Raw genomic sequence first — 20,319 nt, 5'->3', positions numbered from 1 at the left:
CATCAGCGTTGCGCGTCTTCGACCTGCTCATACAGGTGAACCGAGCGCTGCAGCTCCGAGAGTGCCTTCTCTCGATGCCCCTGGGCAAGGTACGAACGAGCCAGCAAGGCGTGCCCCTGGGGCGTGTCCTTCAACTGGAGGTGTCTGAGCGCGTAGTCCACCGAGCGGTCGAGCCACTTCATGGCAAAGCAAGCCTGGCCCAGGTCATAGTAAACCTGAGCCAGGGAGCGGCCTGAATTGAGCCGCACCACCCCTTCCAGGACCCAAATGGCTTCCGGATGACGCCCCATGCGAAGCAGCGCGTGCCCCCACAACGCTTGCACATCAGCATTCCGATTGTCGATCTTGTAGGCCTTTTCAGCGGTTGCCGCCGTTTGCGCCCAACGTTTCAGGCGAGCGAACAGATTGGCGAGTTGATACAAGGCCTCCACGTGATGGGGGTCGGCCTGAATGGCAATCTGGTATTCCCGGATGGCCGCATCCACCTGGCCCTCCGCAGACAATTGCTGGGCGCGCTCCAACAGGTCGCCTGATCGCCGGGTCGCCCCTGGGCGATTGTTGGCAGGCTCGACCCACTCCTCGGCCCGTGCGGCTGGCGCGATCACGAGTCCGACCATCAAACCCAAAAGCAGGGCAGTCAGGCGCTCACGTCCACCATTCCTGTTCAAGCGTCGCCTCCCGAGCCTCCGGGGCTCAATCCACCACGTAACCCAAGCGCTTGAGTTGGAGCTTTTCCCGCCGCCAATTCTTCAGCACTTTGACCCACAGGCCCAGATAGACCGGTGCGCCGAGTTGACGTTCAATCTGAGCGCGTGCAGCTTGCCCCACCTGCTTCAAGCGGCTACCCCCATCGCCGATCACGATGCCTTTCTGGCTTTCACGTTCGACAAAAATGGTCGCTTCGATCCGCACCGGCGTCGCCGATTCATCGAACGTGTCGATGTACACGGCCACGCTGTGCGGGATCTCGTCCCCGGTGGCACGCAGGAGCTGCTCTCGGACCAGCTCGCCAGCCAGGGTGCGCAGGGTCTGATCCGTCGGTACATCGTCCTCGAAATAACGGGGCCCGATGGGCAAGTGCGAGACGATCGCCTGCACCAGCGACTGGGTGTTGCGCCCCGTGCGGGCCGAGAGGGGAACCACGGCCACATGATCACCAAGCGCGCGATAGCTCGCAAAGATCCGTTCAGGCACCTGACGCACCCGGTCGACCTTGTTGAGCGCCAGGATGACGGGAACCTGAGACTTCGCCAGCAAATCAGCCACAAAGGCGTCACCCTTGCCAGCCGGCTCCTGAGCATCGACGAGAAACACGCGCAGGTCCACCTGGGACAAGGCTTCCGTCGCCGCCCGGACAATCGTCTCTCCCAGAAGGTGATGAGGTTTGTGGATGCCTGGCGTGTCGACCAGCACGATCTGGCTGTCCGGCGCGGACACCACCCCCTGGATGGTGTGTCGCGTCGTCTGAGGGCGATCGCTGGTGATGGCGATTTTCTGACCCACCAGGCGGTTGATCAACGTGCTCTTGCCCACGTTGGGTCGACCCACGATGGCCACAAAGCCACTCCGAAAGGTACTGGTTGGTTCCGTCATCACGCCTGCAATCGATGCACGTCGAAACTGTGGGGCAACAGGTCCCGCAACGGCAACACCCGCGGCCCGTCCAGGTCGCGCAAGACCACCAACAGCTCAGGGTTGAATTCCGCCAGCACCTGACGACACGCCCCGCAGGGCCAGCAAGGCTCTCGGTGCGCAGGGTGGTCGGGTGTCACACCCTGGACGATCGCAATCGCGCGAAGGTCGCGGCTGCCTGCCACGACTGCCGCGCAAATGGCGGAACGCTCCGCACAGATGGCCAGGCCGTAGGAGACATTTTCCACGTTGCAACCGCGAAAGACCGTCCCATCTGCGGCGAGCAAGGCGGCCCCGACCTGGAAGCGAGAATAAGGGCAGTAGGCATTTTGAGCCCCGAGGTCCGCCTCGGCCAGCAACGCGATGGGATCAAACGTCATGCCTGCACGCCCACTTCGATTGAACGCGCGCCCGTCCGCCTCTCTCGCGCCGCCTGGATCAAGCCATGAAAAAGCGGATGAGAGTGCGTGGGGCGTGACTTGAATTCCGGGTGGAACTGGCACGCAATGAAGAACGGATGGGTCGGCACTTCCACCATCTCCACCAGGCGACCATCTGGAGAGGTACCGGAGATCACGAGACCCGCCTTTTCCAGTCTCTCCCGATACACATTGTTCACCTCGTAACGGTGGCGATGTCGCTCCGACACCTCCGCCACGCCATACAGCGACGCGGCCAGCGTACCAGGCACGATGTGACAAGGCTGTGCGCCAAGGCGCATGGTGCCCCCCAGATCGGCCAGGTTTTTCTGTTCCGGCAGCAGGTCGATCACCGGGTACGGCGTGCCGGGGTCGATCTCGGTGGAATTGGCACCGCCGAAGCCAGCCTGGGAGCGGGCAAACTCGATCACGACACACTGCATGCCCAGGCACAAGCCCAGAAACGGCACGCCGTGTTCCCTCGCCCAGGCCACCGCCTTGATCTTGCCTTCGACGCCCCGTCCCCCGAATCCTCCGGGGACCACCACGGCATCGACGTCAGCCAGGTGCTTGTCAGGCCCATCCGGTTCCACCTGTTCATCCGCATGAACCCATTTGATGTCCACTTCTACCCCTTGGGCCGCGCCCGCCAGGCGCAGGGACTCGATGACGGACAGGTAAGCATCGGAGAGCGCCACATACTTGCCCACGATGGCGACACGCACGGAGAGGGCAGGCTTGCGAAGACGCTCGAGGAACTCGTCCCAGCCGTCCCGCGAGGGCGCCGTCGCCTTGCCGGCCAGGCCCAGGCGTTGAATCACCTGGTGCGCCAGACCTTCCCGTTCAAGCATCCCGGGCACGTCATAGATGTGCTTCGCGTCCCGACAGGCGATCACGGCCTCACGATCGATGTCGCAGAGCAAGGACAGCTTTTCCCGCATCGAATCAGGAAAGCCTTTTTCAGTTCGGCAGACCAACACGTCCGGGGTGATCCCGATGCTGCGCAATTCCTTGACTGAATGTTGCGTGGGCTTGGTTTTGTGCTCACCGGCCGATTTGATGTACGGCACCAGGGTCACGTGCAGGTACAGCACGTTCTCTTTCCCGGCGTCCTTCCGAAACTGACGTATCGCCTCGAGAAACGGCAAGCTTTCAATGTCACCGACCGTGCCGCCAATCTCGACGATGACCACGTCCGCGCCGGAATGATTGGCCGCCCGATGCACCGCATCCTTGATCTCGTTGGTGATGTGCGGAACCACCTGCACCGTGCCACTCAGGTAGTCTCCCCGACGCTCCTTGTTCAGGACATTCCAGTAAATGCGCCCAGCCGTGATGTTATTCTCCCGGCTCAAATTGGTGTCGGTGAACCGCTCATAGTGACCGAGGTCAAGGTCCGTCTCGGCGCCATCTTCCGTCACGAAGACCTCGCCATGCTGGTAAGGGCTCATGGTCCCCGGATCGATGTTGATGTAAGGGTCCAGCTTCTGAATGCTGACGCTCAACCCCCGGACCGTCAAAAGACGCCCCAGCGACGAGGCCACGATGCCCTTCCCGATCGAGGAGACGACGCCACCCGTGATGAATACGAATTTACTGGCCACAAGAACCTACTGTTCAAGACGCGCGTGAGTGAGGCAGGTGCTCGACATCATGCAGGAAATCAGGCGCCACGGCGAGCCGTTTCCTCCGCCACATCGAACGGCAGCTCAAGTGGCGCCGTCTGACGACGCCAGATCCGGATGCGGGCAGCCCGGCGATGGTCCACTTCCTCGATCCGCAGGCGCACCCCATCCCAACTCACCTCTTCCCCGAGCGCGGGGGCGCGGCCAAGTAGACCGACGACGAATCCGCCAATGGTGTCAAAGTCATCGGTCGGAAGCTGAACTCCGAGTTTATCCGAGACGTCATCGATGTTGGCGCGGCCATCCACAAACAAGGTGCCGTCACTCTCGACCTCGATCTCGGTCGGTTCTTCCGCATCGTATTCGTCTCGAATCTCGCCGACGATTTCCTCCAGAATGTCTTCGATCGTCACCAATCCCGCCGTCCCGCCAAACTCATCCAGGACGATGGCCAGGTGAACTTTTTCGGTGCGCATCAGTTTCAGCAGCTCGTCCACGCGCTTGCTCTCAGGCACGTGGAACGGTGGACGAACCAACTCGGCGGGAATGCCTTCCGGGCGATAATCACCCTGGAGAACCCCTAGCAGATCCTTGGCATACAGCAAGCCCACAATGTTGTCGCTGGAGTCCTGGTAGACCGGGATGCGGGAGTGCCCCTCGGTGATGGCCACCCGGACCGCCTCATCGAAACTGGCGTCGGACGGCAGGCAGACCATATCGATGCGCGGAACCATGATCTCTCTGGCCGTGGTATCGCGCAGTTCGATCACCGACTGAATCATCTCGGAGGCGTCTTGTTGCAGGCCACCTTGCTCCTGAACATCCGCGATCACCTGCCGCAACTCATCCTCCGTGACCAGCGGCAGCGACATCTCCCCCCGGGTCCCCGTCACGAAGTTGACGAGCCCCACGTAAGCGCGGGCAGAAGCTGTCAGGAACAACACCGGCAGATAGAGCAGACGGGTCACCCAGCGCAATGGTCTGGCCACGAGCAGGGCATAGCGTTCGGCGTTGCTGGCGGCTGCTGTTTTGGGAATGATCTCGGCGATCAGCACCACCAGCAGGGTCATCACCAGCGATGAGATGCCGACCGCGACCCAGGACAACCAAGGACGCCAGGGCGCAGGAAGCGAAAGGCCACCCGATACGCTGAGGTGAAACACCAGAAAGGCCATCACCGTGGAGGCCACGATGATCAAGGCGTTTTCAGCCAGCAGGATGGTGCCCACCAGCCGCTCACGGGCTTGAATCAGGCTCTGTAGGCGCTGAGCGTCGGGCTTGCCCTGCTCAGCCAGGGTTCGTACGCGCAGCTTGCTGAGCGCGATGATCGCAGCCTCAGAGGACGAGAAAAAGGCCGTTCCGATGATACAGAGGACGATGATCAGGGTGGCGGCCGTGATATCGAGACCGAAGAGGTGTAACGATCCCAAGTTCAATGCCGCCTGTGGACTGCCAGGGTCCATATCGCTCCTTCCGGGGTCGGGCGTCGCTTCAACCTGCTGCCGAGGGAATATGACACCACGCCCTCCCGGTTACCAATTGTAGCACAAACCCCCGCGAAGCCTGTGAAATCAGGCACGCGAGGGATGGGTGAAATCGCAGCGAAAGCCTGGGTTCAGGCTGCGGACATCCCACAGAGTTGATAAATTTCGTTGTCGTGCGCATCGGCGTGATTCACCAGGGTTTGCACCGCCGTGCGGAACTCGCTGTAATCAAGCTCGGCCGTGGGAAGATCGATCATGGCGAACACGGCTCCTCCCTCCATCACGCAAAACTTGGTCATCGGAATCAAGGCGTTCAGGCGCAGAAGCCGTTCATAAAGCGCGGGCTTGGCCTGCTCCGGCACCTGGGTGCAAACCGGGCTGCGGAAGGACACCCAACCCGGCTCATCGGCGGAGACAAACACGTCGTGGACCTGAAGGTCTCCGGGGAACGAGGTCCGCCAGAGCGTGTCGTCGATCCGTTCGAACGTCCAATCCAGCTCGATAAAGTATCGGTCGATGCGTTCCGCAACAGTGGCCACGAACAGGCTCCTTTCAAGCAGCTTTGCCATTCCCGCGAGGTCAAGCGCGATCATTCTAACCAAACTCAGCCATTGCAACAATGACACCACGAAAGACTCACGGGGGCAGGCCTGGTCGACGGCCGTGTCTGGGGCACGCATGGTCCAGAAGCAGCCAAGCTTGATCGGACGGGCAAAGCGGACAGGGCTTGGCACACAACGGACAGATGGATTGCCCACAGCACAGGCACGACTGGGCGTGGTGCCCACAGGCCCAGTGGCCACAGGCCAGCTTCACCAGACAAGACGCACAGGCGGCTGCCCCGCAGCTTTCACACAAGCGCAACTCCGCGCGACACCCCCACTGGTGGCAATCCTCACAACGGGCCGCACAGGCATCACAGGCCAGATGGCCTTCTCGACAGAGGGATAGACGCCCCGTTGGTTGGGCGCAGCGGGCGCAGGTCGGCCACCTCACCTCACCCGTCACCAGATTCTGCCAGATCGTCACCCCGACCTGCTGAAGCCCCTGCTGCGCTCGCCAGGAGTAACGCCTGCCGGGCACCTGCACCAGCGCGTATCCCAGCGGACGGATCTGCACCCGAAGTTGATGTCTTCGTGCCTCCTCCTGACGCCGCCGGGCCAGCTCGGCCAGCAGATCTTGCTGGTGTCGCGTCGTATCTTCCAGCGCGCTTTCGATGCTCTGGCCCCGACGGGGTCGAACGGGCACTTCCGAGGCCAGCTCAACAAAGTAACGCTGAAGCCGCTCGGACACGACGGCCAGGCGGGCTGCCGCCGCATCGGCCAGGGGGATGGCCAATCGTTCCGCGGCGGCGCGCGCGAGTTCTGCCGCCTCCGTCAGGTATCGCCCAGGCGCTTGCCCCGCCTGGGGCAAAATATCCCGCCAGGCGGCCTCGAACAGATCGGGGCAAGCGTCTGCCGCCACGAGCTGCCCCTCGCCGTCCAGAATGACCGTGTGAAGTTGCTCTTGAATCTCATCCGACAGGAAGGAAAACTTGAAGTCATAGAGGCCAAAATGCTGAGGTGCCGCGAGCTGGCCGAGAAATTCCGTGTCCTGCGCGCGAATCTCCAGAATCGGCTCAGGAAAATCCCCCGGCACCAACTCGCACACGGCAGCCCGTCCCCGGGCCCCCAGGAAACTGGATACCAGATGAAAAAGGCGCGACCCCGGGGCGACCAGTTCACCCGCGACATCCGCATTCGGCCTGGCGAGTAGCGTCAAACGCGGCACCGCGAAGGCCTCCTGCAAGGCGCCTACGAGGTCCACCTCGGCCACCCCGGGCTGAGTGTCGTGCCATGTCCCGCCCCAGGCGGTGAAAAAGGCCCGGGCAAACTGCCAGGCTTCGGGTTCTTCCATCAGGGCACCCCGGTGCTCTCAGCCACCCGACTGAGCGCCTCACCCGCCCGACAGATCTCGTCATAGCGCCCTCGGGCCCGCCGGACAGCCTCCCCCAGAGCCTCGACGCTGCGTGCAAAGTCCTGATCGTCCGACGACTGAGACCAAGCCTGTTGGAGCCACGCTTCGATGTGATGAACCCCCTCACTCTCCCCAAGGATCACATCCAGTTCCCCGACGACCAGTTCGAAGAGCCGGATTTTGGAGACCAGCAAGTCGAGCACGGCCGCTTCAATGGTCTCTTGATAGCAGAGGTTGATGATGGTGACGGGCCTGGTTTGCCCCAAGCGGTGCAGCCGCCCGATCCGTTGCTCGACCCGCATGGGATTCCAGGGAAGATCGAAATTGATCAGCGTCTGGCAAAACTGCAGGTTCAAGCCTTCCTGGCCACTCTCGGTGCTGATCATGACCCGCGCCGCCTCCCGAAATCTCGTCACGGCCGCTTGCCGAGCTGCCGCGTCCAGGCTGCCGTGAAACAGGACCACCTCGAGGCCACGTTTGGCGAGGTACTCTGCCAAAACCGTTTGAGAGCGTCGAAACTCCGTAAAAATCAGCACCTTGCCCGGGCAATGCGACTCCAGCAACTCCCCCACCGCCTCCAGTTTGCGGCTACCCAGCAGTTCGCTGGCTTGGGCCTGAAAATCTGCGAGCCTTGAGCGACTCGCCGGATCCAGGGTTGAGTCGGCTCTCAACTTGCCCAGGGTGGCCGCCACTGCCGCCGGCGTGCTGGTCAGCCCCCTCTGCAGCACCCCCAAGAGCAGCCTCAGTTGCCCCTGGCCAGGGTGAGCCGCCAGTTCCTGCCGAATGTAAGCCGTCAGTCCCAGATAGAGGCGTCTCTCCGCGGGTGGCATCTGCAAGTGATAGATCGCGGCTCGCCGTGGGGGCAAGCAAACGCCCACCGCACCACGCCGATGTCGCACCATCACGCTGGCCAGACGGGCACGCAGCACGTCTTCCTGCAGCGGCAGCCGCGGATCACTGGCATCCATGTGCCGGGCCTCGAACTCTCGTGGCGTGCCGAGCCCCCCCTCCACCAGCAGATTGACGAGGGCGTAGAGTTCGGTCAGATCGTTCATGACCGGCGTGGCCGTCAGTAGCAGCAAGAAACGCGTGTTGAGACGACTCACGAAGCGATGGGACTGCGTCGTGCGCGTCTTCAGTTTGTGGGCCTCGTCGACAATCACCAGATCGAACGCCTGGGCCAGCGCCGAGGCCTGGTGACGAGGCTGACGCGCCAGTTCGAGCGAAGCAATCAGACGGCCCTGGGTCCAGTCGTCCGGATGTTTGACCACGTGGAAGGTCTCATCGAACTTGAGACTGAGCTCCTCCTGCCACTGAAGGGTCAGCGAGGCCGGTGCGAGCACCAGCAGACGATGTGCCAAGCCCCTGACGACCAGTTCCTTGAGGACCAAACCAGCCTCGATGGTTTTGCCCAGTCCGACCTCATCCGCCAGCAGCGCCCTCCCGCGCATGTCCCGGAGCACACGCAGGGCTGCCTGGTGCTGATGGGGGTGCGGATCAATCCGACAGGCATCGAGACACACCAGGCGCTCGAACCCGGAGATCCGTTGGAGCTGTTCCAAGCGCCGCCGCAACAGGAAAACCTGGGTGGATTCGAGCGGCCAGTTTCCCCCCAACGGGACGGTCTCCACGCGCGGAGGCAGGACGCAGGCCTCAGCTTGCGCCGGCTCCGACGGCCTCACGCAGGCAGTCGCCAAGCCCACTCCCGAGGGAGGCCCTGTCAGCCCCCCCTGTCCCAGGCGCTGTACACTCCCTTCGCCGGACGCAGTCTGTGAGGCAGGCAGTTGAAGCCATTCGAATCGCTCCAGCAAGCGGCTCAATCTCCCAAGGGCCCTTCAATCGCCCAGATGGACGGCCCCGGCAACCCCAAGGCCACACTGGCCGGACGCGCATGGCGCGCGGCCCAGGTACGAATGGGCTGCAGTTCTTCGCTATGACGAGACAAGGGGACAATCGTCGTCAGGCCACGTTCCAGGTCCGCCGGCGTCACAGGTCGGGCAGCATCATAGGCCTCATACAGGGCATCGATCACGCCCTGCTCGAGTTCGGCCCCCGAATAACCCGAAGTGAGCTTCGCCAACCGCAGGAGCGCATCCTCGTCGACCGTGCGATGGCGCCGGGCCAGATGAAGCCTCAATATTTCGCGACGTTCCTCGGCATCCGGTAAGTCGACAAAGAAAATCTCGTCGAAACGCCCCTTCCGAAGAAGTTCTGGTGGGAGCCATTGAATCTGATTGGCCGTCGCCACCACAAAGACTGGTGCGGACTTCTCCTGTAACCAGGTCAGGAAGGTCCCCAGCACGCGACTGGCCGTGCCGCCATCCCCGCCGGTCGCTCCGAATCCCTTCTCGATCTCATCGACCCACAAGACCGCAGGGCTGAGGCCTTCAGCCATCTTCAGAGCGCGCCGGGTGTTTTCTTCGGACGCTCCCACCAAACCCGCCAGCAGGCGTCCCACATCAAGACGCAGCAAAGGCAAGCCCCACTGTGCCGCCACACACTTGGCAACCAGGCTCTTGCCGCATCCTGGCGCCCCCACGAGCAGCAAACCGCGAGGTTCCGGCAGGCCAAAATCGCGTGCGGGTCGGCCAAATGCCCGCCCGCGCTTGCGCAGCCACTCCTTGAGAAGTGACAAACCGCCCACCTCGTCCAGGGCTCCTTCCGGCTGTACGAATTCCAGCAAGCCGGTCTTCCGAACCACCTGCCTCTTTTCCTCGATGATGACGGAAATCACCCGTGCATCGAGCGCCCCGTGGCGCACCAGGGCGCGGGCCAATCCATTGGCGAATTCCCCGGCGGTCAGGCCGCGTGCCGCCCCGAGCAAGCGCTCCATCTCCAGATGATCGAGTTTCAAGGGGCGGCCAGCGAGATGCGCCGCCTGGCCCACCATCTCCTGAATCAAGCTGGCATCTGGTAACTCGAAATCGACAATGACCACGTCAGAGACCAGCTCAGCAGGAAGATTGACCACGGCCCCCAAGACCAGCAGAGACTTGGGCGTTTGCTTGAGCGCCTGGGCCAGTTCCCGTAACTTGCGAACCACCGTCGCGTTGGAGAAAAAGGGATGGAGGTCGCACAGGACGTAAATGCCGCGTCCCGAGGCCAATCGCACATATTCGAGCGCCGAGAGCGGGTCACGCGTGCCCGCATCGCCCCACCCCTGAACGCAGGACCAGCGATGAAGATCACGCCCCATCTGTTCCGCCAGCGCCCCCAGGGTTGCCAGGGCGCGCTCTTCCTCGGGCGTGACCAGATAAATCAGTGGATAGCGAGCGCGTATCAGCGTCTCCAGCTCAGACATCGCCACAGCGGCATCCTCGCCCACTATCCGGCTGGATAGAAACCACGGCCACTCCCCGGCTCAAGGATGCCCCCGCAAAGCCAGCTGCGCCGCACCGATGGCGCCCGCCATTTCGCCCAGACTCGCCAGCCGAACGCGGTCAACCTCGAACCCTCTTTGCCCTGATACGTCAGCCCGCTCCAAAGCCCGCTGAACCAGGGGCAGGTAGGTCGGCTGAGCGGCCACGCCCCCACCGAGGATGAACAGGTCCGGGTCCAGCAGACTGGAGACCGACACCAGCCCCTGCGCCAGATACCGCGCACTGTCCTCCAGGAGCCCCTGCATGACGGGATCCCCGTCGCTGGCAGCCTGAAAGACAGCAGGCGCAGCCCCCTCCCAGCCGGCGCGGGCCTCGCGAGCCAGGCGGGCGATCGCCGTTCCGGACGCATAAACCTCCAGGCACCCCGTCTGCCCACAATTGCAGGGCCATCCCCGCGCTTGAACGACCATATGCCCGAGTTCACCCCCACGCCAGCGCCCCCCTCGCCAGACCCGGCCGTCGAGGATCACCCCTCCCCCAACCCCGGTGCCGATGGTGACCATCACCACGCTTGCGACCCCCTGCGCTGCGCCACAGGCCCATTCGCCAAACGCCGCCGCATTCGCGTCGTTCTCCACCACGATGGGAAGCCCCAGACGTTCGCGCAGGACATCCGCCACCGGCGTGCCCGTCCAACCTTCGATGTTGGGAGAAGCATAGGCCACCACACCACGCGCCACATCGATTTGACCCGCGGCAGAGACCCCGACGCCTTGCAGGCCGGCCTGACCGAGGGGCGGCAACTCGCCGATGACCGCTTCAGCTGCCCGCTGCAGGGACTCCAGAACGGCTGCGGCGCCGGCCCGGGCGGGCGTTTCCGTGCGATGCGACACCTGCACCCGCCCGGTTTCATCCAGCGCGACGGCCAGGATCTTGGTACCACCGACGTCGAGACCGATGGCGAATTTCAAGACGAAACCTCCGCGGCAGTTCCAAGCGCGGCCACAAACCGCCGGGTGATGAGCTGAGGCCGGGTGATCGCGGAGCCCACCACCACCGTCCAGGCGCCCATGGCCAGCGCCCGCGAGGCTTGCTCAGGCGCCCAGATGCGTCCTTCCATGAAAACGGGTACCCGACACATCCTCAGCATGGCCTCCAACAGCGTCCAGTCTGGCTCGGACGGGACCGGCCCCCCCGTGTATCCCGACAAGGTGGGTGCCACCGCCGTGGCGCCCGCAGCCTCCGCCGCAAGGGCCTCCTCGAGCGTACTGACATCCGCCAGGACCGGACGACCCAGGTCACATTCAATCCAACGGATCAGGTCCTCGGCCGGCACCTCTCTGGCGCGCTGGGTCGCATCCACCGCCACGATATCGGCCCCCGCCTCCACCACCGCCCGGGCAGCTGCGCACGTGGGCGTGATGTAGACCCCCTCGCTCCCCTGTTTCCAGAGGCCGACCAAGGGGAGCGGGACGGCGGCGCGAATCGCCACGATGTCCGCCGGACTTTCCGCCCGGATCCCACACGCGCCACCAACCTCCGCGGCCCTGGCCATCGCCGCCATGTGCTGCGCCCCATGCAACGGCTCATCAGGCTGGGCCTGGCACGACACCAGCAGGCCCCCACGCAACCTGGCCAGCAGCTCAGACCGCTGCATCGAGACTCAAGCCGGGCACAGCCGAGGTGCGACAGCGAGACTGGAAGTCCACCAGCATGGCGATTTGCTCAGGCGTCGCGTAGTGCATCTCGACGAAGATCTCCCCGATGCGGGACTCCTTCCCTTCCTGAAAGCTCAGCGCAATTTCAAGGTGCTCCTCGCTGATGACACCCTTGGCCACCGCGAGTTCCCCCAACCGAAGCTTGCGACAATAATCCGCCAAGACCGCCTCGAGTCGGTCCAGGGTCACCACCCCTTCCCCGACCAACACCTCGGAGAGGCTGAAAAACAGACTGGCACGGGCACGCTCCAGCGCGCATTTCAACTGCTCAGCAGAAATGAGCCCCTGCGACCGCAGCAACTGGGCCACTAGCCGGTCCTTGGGCTCCAGGTCGAATAATTCGAGCATTTCCCCCCCCCGGTCCACCACGCAAGGCGCCCCCACACTATTCCACGCGTTTCGACTTTTTAACAGCGCGCGCGGTGGCCAGGGGAGTCAGGTCACCGTGGGCAGCTTCCAGAATCGGACGGAGAAACTGCCCGGTGATGCTTTCCGGCTGCCGTGCGACCTCCAAAGGTGTGCCACAAGCCACCAGGCGGCCTCCGCGATCGCCGCCTTCCGGCCCCAGGTCGACCAGATGGTCTGCCTGCTTGATGATATCGAGGTTGTGTTCGATCACCAGAACCGTGTTACCCGCATCCACCAGGCGATTGAGGACCTCGAGCAGCTTCTCCACATCGTAAAAACTCAGGCCCGTCGAGGGCTCATCCAGGATGTAGAGGGTCCGCCCGGTCGAGCGCCGCGAGAGTTGCTCCGCCAACTTCACGCGCTGGGCCTCGCCCCCGGACAAGGTCGTGGCCGGCTGGCCCAGTTGCAAGTATTCGAGACCGACATCGAACAGCGTCTGAAGCTTGGTGCGTGCCCTCGGCACGGCGGCAAAGAACTCCAGGGCCTGTTCAATCGTCAGTTCGAGCACCTCGGCAATGTTTTTGCCCTTGTAGCGAACCTCCAGCGTCTCACGATTGTAGCGTTTGCCCTTGCAGACATCACACGGAACGTGCACATCGGGCAGAAAATGCATCTCGATGACATTCACGCCCTCGCCCTTGCAAGCCTCGCAGCGCCCGCCTTTGACATTGAAGGAGAAACGACCTGGCAGATAGCCGCGCGCCTTGGCCTCCGTGGTCATGGCGAAGACCTCCCGCAACGGGTCGAACAGGCCCGTGTAGGTGGCGGGATTGGAGCGAGGTGTCCGCCCGATCGGCGATTGATCGATCACGATCACCTTGTCGACCTGTTCAAACCCTTCAATGCCGCCCAAACCCGCCGGCATGGGGACCGTCCCGTCCATACGAGCATTCAGTGCGCGCAGCAGAATGTCGTGCACCAGGGTGCTCTTGCCAGAACCCGACACCCCGGTCACACACACAAACTTGCCCAGAGGGAAGGCCACGTCGAATCCCGTCAGGTTGTTTTCCCGAGCGCCCGTCAGGGAGATGGCGAGACCATTCCCCTCCCGGTAACGGGTGGGGCAAACGATGCCGCGTTGGCCGGACAGATACTGCCCCGTCAGCGACTCTGGACAAGCCGCAATGTCGTCCAGCGTCCCTTGCGCCACGACCCGGCCGCCGTGAACCCCGGCCCGAGGTCCGATGTCCACCACGTGGTCCGCGGCGCGGATGGTGTCCTCATCGTGCTCCACCACGATCAAGGTATTCCCGAGATCTCTCAGCCGTTTCAGGGTGCCCAGCAAGCGGGCATTGTCACGCTGATGCAGTCCGATCGAAGGCTCATCCAGAATGTACAGAACCCCCTGCAACCCGCTACCGATCTGGGTGGCGAGTCGAATCCGCTGGGCCTCTCCCCCGGACAACGTGCTGGCAGCCCGATCAAGCGACAGATAGTCGAGCCCGACATCATTCAAAAAGCCCAGTCGTGCGACCACTTCCTTCAAAATCTGCTGGGCAATCAGCCGCTGGCGTGGTGTCAGATCGAGCGTGCCAAAAAAGGGCAGGGCTTCGCGAATACTCAGCGCAGTCACATCCGCAATCGAGGCGTCGTTGAGCTTGACTGCGAGCGCCTCAGGACGAAGCCGCGTGCCTCGACAATCCTCGCAAGGCGTCGAGGCCATGTAGACTTCCAGGTCCTGCTTGAATTTCTCACTGGTCGATTCCTGATACCGCCGCTGGAGACTGGACACCACGCCTTCAAATCGTGTCATATAGCCCATTCCAGTGTCCTGATACCAGCTGGACTCCTGGATGTGAAACCGTTGGTCCCCCGCGCCGTAGAGCAGAAGCTGACGAACCTCAGACGAGAGAGATCCCCACGGAACGTCTAGACTAAAGCCGATACCTCTGGCGACTGCACCGAGCAATTCGAGGTAGTAAGCATTGCCCGTTCGCGCCCAGGGAACGATGGCACCCTCGCGAAGGGTTTTCCGCGGGTCCGGGACCAACAATGCGGGGGAAAATTCTCTGCGCGCACCGAGGCCGTGACAGGTCTGGCAAGCGCCGAATGGACTGTTGAAGGAAAAGAGCCGAGGCGCCACCTCCTCCACGCTGGTTCCACAGTCGGAGCAAGCAAAGTGTTCGGAAAAAACCTGTTCAGGGCGTTCCTCAGGATGTTCCCGGGTCCCCAAGCCTTGCACCGCAACCAGCCCCCGACCGTGCTTGAGCGCCGTCGCCAGCGAATCAGCAAGTCGTGAGGCCTGATCAGGCCGCACCACCAGACGGTCCACGACAATGGCGATGTCGTGGGCCTTATTTTTCTCGAGTGCGGGCAATTCCGCCAAATCAAAGACGGCCCCATCCACCCGCACGCGGACGAATCCATCCTTGCGAACCTGTTCCAGCAGCTTGTCGTGGGTTCCCTTCTTTCCTCGGACCAAGGGAGCAAGGACCTGGATTCTGCACCCCTGGGGCATCGCAAGAACCTGATCGACGATCTGTTCCACCGTTTGCGGATTGATGGCCTGTCCACAACGGTGGCAATGGGGAATGCCGACCCGAGCAAACAGCAGGCGAAGATAGTCGTAGACCTCGGTCACCGTTCCGACGGTTGAACGAGGATTGTGACTGGTGGACTTCTGGTCGATCGAAATGGCGGGAGAAAGCCCCTCGATGTAGTCCACATCCGGTTTGTCGAGCTGCCCAAGAAACTGACGCGCGTAGGCCGACAGGCTCTCGACATAGCGCCGCTGACCTTCGGCGAAGATCGTATCGAAGGCAAGCGACGATTTGCCAGACCCGGACACTCCGGTAAACACCACCAGCTGGTCGCGGGGAATCCGCAGGTCGACATTTTTCAGGTTGTGTTCCCGCGCTCCCTTCACGAACAGGTGAGCGTGGTCGCCAGTTCTTACCACCAGACTTCCTCCAGCTGAGTCCCCATCCTGGCCAAACACGGAGTTTGCACTCGGACGCTGAGACGACACGTGAAGCGCACCAGCGTCAGGGATAGCCGCTCATAGCAACGCCTGGTGTGCCGCTTGGCCGAGTTGAACATTTTGAATCTCTCTGAGCAGGGGTGGCCCCAACAGCAGAACCCCCACCAATACGGCATTGATCGCGCTCACCAGCACCGCGGCGGCAGCGACGTCCTTTGCGATTTTCGCAAGCGGATGACGCCGATGGGTGTAAAGGTCCACCGCATTTTCAATGGCCGTGTTGATCATTTCCATGGTCACGACGAGGGAACTGACGACCGCGATCAAGGCCATATGGAAGGCGGGCAAACGCAGCCAAGCGCCCATGGCCATGGCCAGCACCCCCGCGACCACGTGAATTCGCATGTTGCGCTGGGTGCGCAGGCAAAAATAAATCCCCGACGCGGCGAACGTGAAACTGGCCAGTAGCGTGGCAGCCTTGAACCTCACGCACCAGCCGCCTTCCGGCGCCGGGAAGCCGGTTTCTGGGCTGGCGGGTCGTCCACGGAGATCGGTTCGGGAAAGCCTATCTGGGTCAGCAGTTCGGCCTGCCTCTGCCACATTCGGGTCTTGCGGGTCGGGGTGTCGTGATCCTCCCCGAGCAGATGAAGCAAGCCGTGTACCATCAGCAAGGCCAGTTCGGCATCGAGGCCGTGTCCACGGCGCGCAGCCTGTTCCGCGGCCACCTCGACAGCGACGACCACGTCGCCGAGCATCCGCCCGGGCATGGGCGAGGGCCAGGCCTCCTCGCCTTCCTCCAAGGAAAAAGCCAGCACATCGGTCGGCGCATCGACCCCGCGATAGTCTCGATTCAGGCTCTGAATCGCCTCGCGGCTGACCCAACTGAGGGACCACTCGTCCTCCGGAGAGAGGCCACACGCTTCGTGCAAGGCCTCCGCCAGAGACTGCCAGTGGGAGGCATCCAGCGCCATCCCCTGTTCGTCATTTAGACAGACCGGCAACCCTACGCCCCTTCAATTCCATCTCAATGCCCCCGCCCCGAAGTTCTCGGAAGACCTGGTCGGGATATTCGATGCGCTGGTGGAACAATCCCGAAAGAACCCGAATGAAGGCAGCAGAAATCTTGTCAATCTCTTTCAGCGTCAGCGGGGCTTCCGACAGTTCACCATCCGACAGGCGCTTCTCAACGATCTTGCGAACCATCGCCTCGATCTGTTCGGGAGTGGGGTGTTTCAGAGAGCGGCAGGAGGCCTCGACCCCGTCCGCCAACATCACAATGCCCGTTTCGCGAGTGCGTGGACGTGGCCCGGGGTACCTGAAATGCTCCTCCTGCACCTGCCGCTGTCCCTCAGCTTGCACCGCCTGGTGATAGAAGAAGGAGACCAGGCTGGTGCCGTGATGCGTCGCGATAAAGTCCTGAATGATGCCCGGAAGGTTGTGCTCGCGCGCCATGTCCAGGCCTTCCTTGACGTGCGCGGTGATGACCAGCGCCGACAACCGCGGCGAGATCCGGTCGTGCTGATTCGCCATTCCCAGTTGATTTTCCACGAAAAAATAGGGGCGTTTGGTCTTCCCGATGTCGTGATAGTAAGCCCCTACGCGCACCAGCAAGGCATCGGCCCCGATGGCCTCCGCAGCCGCCTCTGCCAGGTTCCCAACCAGGATCGAATGGTGGTAGGTGCCCGGAGCCTTCATCTGGAGTTCCCGCAACAGAGGTTGGCTGGGGCTGGCGAGCTCGAGCAGCTTGAAGGTGGTCGTGATGCCGAACAGGTCTTCCACCAGTGGCAGCACGCCCACCACCAGGATGGCGGACCCGAAGCCTGAACCGGCGGCCGATACGGCGTGCAGTCCCCAATCCTGCCAGGTGACGCCATCAAGGCTGAACAGGGCCGCCACGGACCACGCCGCCATCAAGGCGGCAATCCCGCCGGCGCGCACGACGTCGTAGCGCTGCTGCACGCGACTGACGGCATAAACCGCCACCATCAGCGCCATCACGGACACCAGGGTCGACGTTCCATCGTGCCCTGGGAACTGCACCAGAAACAGCGCCATCGGGAAACTGATCACCAGCGCCACGCGGCTGTTGACGAAAACCGTCAGCAGCATGCCGCACGCCACCAGCGGGCTGACGAAAGGATCCAACCGGAGCACACTGAAGGCCCAAGCCGCTGCCAGCGTTCCCACCACGACGAGCGTGATGAGATACAACTGACGGATAGAGGACACCACCGTGGCCTCGTACTGCCGCAAATAACCGACAATCAAAGCAAGAACGGTGCCAAGCACCATGACCAGGCCGCCCAGCGGCAACCAGTGGCCCTCGGCCAGGGCCGTGGCAAAGCGAGGCTGAGCCAAAACCAGCAAGAGAAGGCTCAATAGGCTGGCCACCAGGACATTGAGTGCCTGATGGGTCGACGGCTGCAGGGCCATCGACTGCACCCGAGGCGGCACCACACGCTGCGCCAGCGAGATCAGGCGATCCGTCATGCCTGCCGAGCCTCCCAGGCCCCATAGGCCGACACGATCCGCCGAACCAGGTCGTGCCGCACGACATCCTGTGCGCTGAACAGCACGAAGGCAATGTCCGGTAAACCGGCGAGAATCGACTGAACGTCCAGCAAGGCCGAACGCTTGCCCCGGGGTAGGTCGACCTGGGTGACATCCCCCGTGACCACCACCCGCGAGCCCGGTCCAATGCGTGTCAGAAACATCTTCATTTGCTCTGGCGTGGTATTTTGCGCTTCGTCAAGGATGATGAATGCATCAGCCAGCGTCCGACCACGCATGTACGCCAGAGGCGCCACCTCGATCATACCCCTCTCCAGATATCGGGTAACTTTCTCCCCGTCGAACATCTCATAGAGCGCGTCGTAGAGCGGGCGGAAATAGGGGTCGACCTTGGCCTGCAAGTCGCCAGGCAAGAAGCCCAGATTCTCCCCAGCCTCCACGGCAGGGCGGGTGAGGATGACACGCCCCACCCGCTTTTCCCTCAACCAGCGAGAGGCGAGCGCGACCGCCAAAAACGTCTTGCCAGTGCCAGCCGGCCCCAGGCCGAACGTCAGCGTGTGGGAGGTGACGGCGCGGACATAGTCCAGCTGCTGTAGCGTGCGCGCCCTGACAGGCTTCCCCCGCTGCGTGCGAGTCACCAGGCCCTCTTGCAGGTCATCCTCGGCGGCGGCCTCCTCATCCAGACCGCGAAGCTCGCCACGCAGGGTCTCAAGGGACAGAATCTCGTGCTCCGACGCGAGCGGAATCAGACGCGTGAGCAGTTGTGCCGCCAGCCCAACCGCTTCCGACGGGCCGGTGCAAACCAGTCCGTCACCGGCCAGGCGCACGTGCACCCCCAGTGCGGAAGAGAGGAAACTCAGATTCTCATCCCGGTCCCCACAAAGCCAGCGTGCGGTGTAGGGATGCGGCAGGTTCAGGTTCTTTTCAGTTGGGGTGCTCGCAGACACAGGGAACTCCTGACGCCATCGGCCGAATTCGTCCCGCACGATGCGTCACGCAAGCTGGGGTACCGAATCAAAAAGGGCGCGACAGGACCAAAGCCCCGCCGCACCCAGAATTGGAACAAATTGGATGAGTCACAACCTAGCTGTGACGCTTCCGCGCAGCTTCCGACTTCTTCTTCCGACGGACGCTGGGCTTTTCGTAGCGCTCACGGCGCTTGATCTCGGACAAGATGCCAGCCTTCTGGATCTTCTTCTTGAACCGCTTCAGAGCGCTCTCGATGGGCTCATTTTCGCCAACGCGAACTTCTGCCAAATGAATTCACCCCCCCCGCAGCCAGACTCTCTGTCGCCCGGATGTCCCGAAATTGTGGCTGCTGCTGGGTAGTAAGGGAGCCGCGACAGGGTTTCATTATACGGGCAAATGCCGAACGAGGCAAATGACGATCGACACCTTTCTTTCATCATTCTTAACCTTTAATTTACCAATTTCTGGAAAGATCACGCCTGACCAGGGCGATAAAGCCCGTGGACACCGTCCTGAATCGCCCGAGGTTGCCACGATGCAAACCGTCTCCCCGATGAGCCCCATCCTTCTTTCTCCAGCCACGCGCCAAGCGTCACAATGGTCTGCCGCTTCCGCCGCCGCCGAACTTGCCACGGCTGGGCCGGCGGGCTCGGGCCCACAGGGCGTCGTCGCCAGCGCCGTATGGCCGCAGAACAACGGCTACAACTGGAATTATTTGCATCCTCGCGACCACATTTTTGACCATCCCTACGACGGATGGGCCTTGAATCGAGGCTTGATGCAACTCGGTGGGGTCCGCTTCTGGACCCGCTATGCGTGGACCCGCGCGATCGCCTCCAGCCTGACCAAGATCCCCGAACAGCGCCTCCACGCGTATGCCGTACGGGAGCAATTCATGCGGGTCCCCGGCATGCGGCCCGACCACGCTCGCCTCCTGCAATTGGCATACCAGGATCAGACGATGGGCCGAATGCCCCTTCATCGCCTGGCCGCGCTCAGCTGGTTGGGACAGTATGGCGCACCGGGGGATGTGAACGACTGGGTTCTGCGAGGACCGTTCCTGCTGACCTTGCACGCCGCGTCGGTCCAGTACGCGATGGGAACCTACCACGCACCGGCCGTACCGAGTAACCGGGAACTGGCCGCCCTCGGGCAAGCCGCCCTGATGATCGCGCCCCCTGCTTATCAACCCCCAAGCTACGGCCACACACCGGGCTATGGGGCACCTCCCCCAGGCTACGGAGGTTACCCGGGTTATGGCGCCGATCCCATCACGCAGATCGGAAACTTGATTGGCCAGATCGGGCAACTCTTCAGATAGTCATCGCGCCACTGGCTGGAAACAACACGAGCGCAG

At 62.7% G+C, this 20,319-nt stretch carries 19 protein-coding genes; 1 reads left to right on the top strand and 18 read right to left on the bottom strand.

Going from position 1 to position 20,319, the window contains the following annotated elements:
• Positions 1 to 2: 2 nt before the first annotated feature.
• The 18 genes from VKP62_08820 to rpsU all read right to left on the bottom strand — a co-directional run bounded on the left by VKP62_08820 (position 3) and on the right by rpsU (position 19,250).
• Entirely contained in the window at positions 3 to 668 is a 666-nt protein-coding gene (locus tag VKP62_08820) for a tetratricopeptide repeat protein (protein MEB3197292.1), read from the bottom strand.
• Positions 669 to 693: 25 nt separating this feature from the next.
• Positions 694 to 1,593 (bottom strand): GTPase Era, encoded by a 900-nt coding sequence (gene era, locus VKP62_08815; protein MEB3197291.1) that lies wholly within the window; start codon positions 1,591 to 1,593, stop codon positions 694 to 696.
• The gene (locus VKP62_08810) at positions 1,593 to 2,012 is read right to left on the bottom strand and encodes a cytidine deaminase (protein MEB3197290.1); all 420 of its coding nucleotides are present in this window, start codon (positions 2,010 to 2,012) and stop codon (positions 1,593 to 1,595) included. Before VKP62_08810 ends, era begins: the two co-directional genes overlap by 1 nt.
• Entirely contained in the window at positions 2,009 to 3,655 is a 1,647-nt protein-coding gene (locus tag VKP62_08805; GenBank protein MEB3197289.1) for a CTP synthase, read from the bottom strand. Before VKP62_08805 ends, VKP62_08810 begins: the two co-directional genes overlap by 4 nt.
• Positions 3,656 to 3,714: 59 nt before the next feature.
• Entirely contained in the window at positions 3,715 to 5,106 is a 1,392-nt protein-coding gene (locus VKP62_08800) for a hemolysin family protein (protein MEB3197288.1), read from the bottom strand.
• 185 nt (positions 5,107 to 5,291) lie between these two features.
• On the bottom strand, positions 5,292 to 5,699 hold the full coding sequence (locus VKP62_08795; protein ID MEB3197287.1) for a YbjN domain-containing protein: 408 nt from the start codon (positions 5,697 to 5,699) through the stop codon (positions 5,292 to 5,294).
• A 97-nt stretch (positions 5,700 to 5,796) separates the two neighbouring features.
• A complete protein-coding gene (locus VKP62_08790) occupies positions 5,797 to 7,056 on the bottom strand; it encodes a hypothetical protein (protein MEB3197286.1) in 1,260 nt (419 codons plus the stop codon).
• Positions 7,056 to 8,813 (bottom strand): SNF2-related protein, encoded by a 1,758-nt coding sequence (locus VKP62_08785; GenBank protein MEB3197285.1) that lies wholly within the window; start codon positions 8,811 to 8,813, stop codon positions 7,056 to 7,058. The genes VKP62_08790 and VKP62_08785 overlap by 1 nt, the downstream gene beginning before the upstream one ends.
• 119 nt (positions 8,814 to 8,932) lie before the next feature.
• Positions 8,933 to 10,417 carry an AAA family ATPase gene (locus VKP62_08780; protein MEB3197284.1) on the bottom strand — a complete coding sequence of 495 codons (1,485 nt, stop codon included), beginning with the start codon at positions 10,415 to 10,417 and terminating at the stop codon, positions 8,933 to 8,935.
• Between the two features lie 60 nt (positions 10,418 to 10,477).
• Positions 10,478 to 11,407, bottom strand: a complete 930-nt coding sequence (locus VKP62_08775; GenBank protein MEB3197283.1) for an ROK family protein — start codon at positions 11,405 to 11,407, stop codon at positions 10,478 to 10,480.
• Positions 11,404 to 12,093: an N-acetylmannosamine-6-phosphate 2-epimerase gene (locus VKP62_08770; GenBank protein ID MEB3197282.1), complete on the bottom strand. Its 690-nt coding sequence runs from the start codon at positions 12,091 to 12,093 to the stop codon at positions 11,404 to 11,406. Before VKP62_08770 ends, VKP62_08775 begins: the two co-directional genes overlap by 4 nt.
• A complete protein-coding gene (locus tag VKP62_08765) occupies positions 12,080 to 12,502 on the bottom strand; it encodes a hypothetical protein (GenBank protein ID MEB3197281.1) in 423 nt (140 codons plus the stop codon). Before VKP62_08765 ends, VKP62_08770 begins: the two co-directional genes overlap by 14 nt.
• Before the next feature lie 37 nt (positions 12,503 to 12,539).
• Positions 12,540 to 15,461, bottom strand: a complete 2,922-nt coding sequence (gene uvrA / locus VKP62_08760; GenBank protein MEB3197280.1) for an excinuclease ABC subunit UvrA — start codon at positions 15,459 to 15,461, stop codon at positions 12,540 to 12,542.
• A gap of 99 nt (positions 15,462 to 15,560) precedes the next feature.
• Complete coding sequence (locus VKP62_08755) at positions 15,561 to 15,971, bottom strand: diacylglycerol kinase family protein (protein ID MEB3197279.1); 411 nt, start codon at positions 15,969 to 15,971, stop codon at positions 15,561 to 15,563.
• A complete protein-coding gene (gene ybeY / locus VKP62_08750) occupies positions 15,968 to 16,483 on the bottom strand; it encodes an rRNA maturation RNase YbeY (GenBank protein MEB3197278.1) in 516 nt (171 codons plus the stop codon). Before ybeY ends, VKP62_08755 begins: the two co-directional genes overlap by 4 nt.
• Positions 16,464 to 17,972 (bottom strand): HDIG domain-containing protein, encoded by a 1,509-nt coding sequence (locus tag VKP62_08745; protein ID MEB3197277.1) that lies wholly within the window; start codon positions 17,970 to 17,972, stop codon positions 16,464 to 16,466. The genes ybeY and VKP62_08745 overlap by 20 nt, the downstream gene beginning before the upstream one ends.
• Positions 17,969 to 18,940, bottom strand: coding sequence for a PhoH family protein (locus tag VKP62_08740; GenBank protein MEB3197276.1), 972 nt, complete (start codon positions 18,938 to 18,940; stop codon positions 17,969 to 17,971). Before VKP62_08740 ends, VKP62_08745 begins: the two co-directional genes overlap by 4 nt.
• 136 nt (positions 18,941 to 19,076) lie before the next feature.
• Positions 19,077 to 19,250 (bottom strand): 30S ribosomal protein S21, encoded by a 174-nt coding sequence (rpsU, locus tag VKP62_08735; GenBank protein MEB3197275.1) that lies wholly within the window; start codon positions 19,248 to 19,250, stop codon positions 19,077 to 19,079.
• Between the two features lie 247 nt (positions 19,251 to 19,497).
• Here rpsU and VKP62_08730 point away from each other — a divergent pair, with 247 nt between their 5' ends.
• Positions 19,498 to 20,283 (top strand): hypothetical protein, encoded by a 786-nt coding sequence (locus VKP62_08730; protein ID MEB3197274.1) that lies wholly within the window; start codon positions 19,498 to 19,500, stop codon positions 20,281 to 20,283.
• The last annotated feature ends 36 nt before the right edge of the window (positions 20,284 to 20,319 follow it).

Source organism: Candidatus Sericytochromatia bacterium, assembly GCA_035285325.1.
Taxonomy (GTDB): Bacteria; Cyanobacteriota; Sericytochromatia; order S15B-MN24; family JAQBPE01; genus JAYKJB01.
Note: the sequence above shows the minus strand (reverse complement) of the source record. Positions and strands in the feature narration are given on the sequence as shown.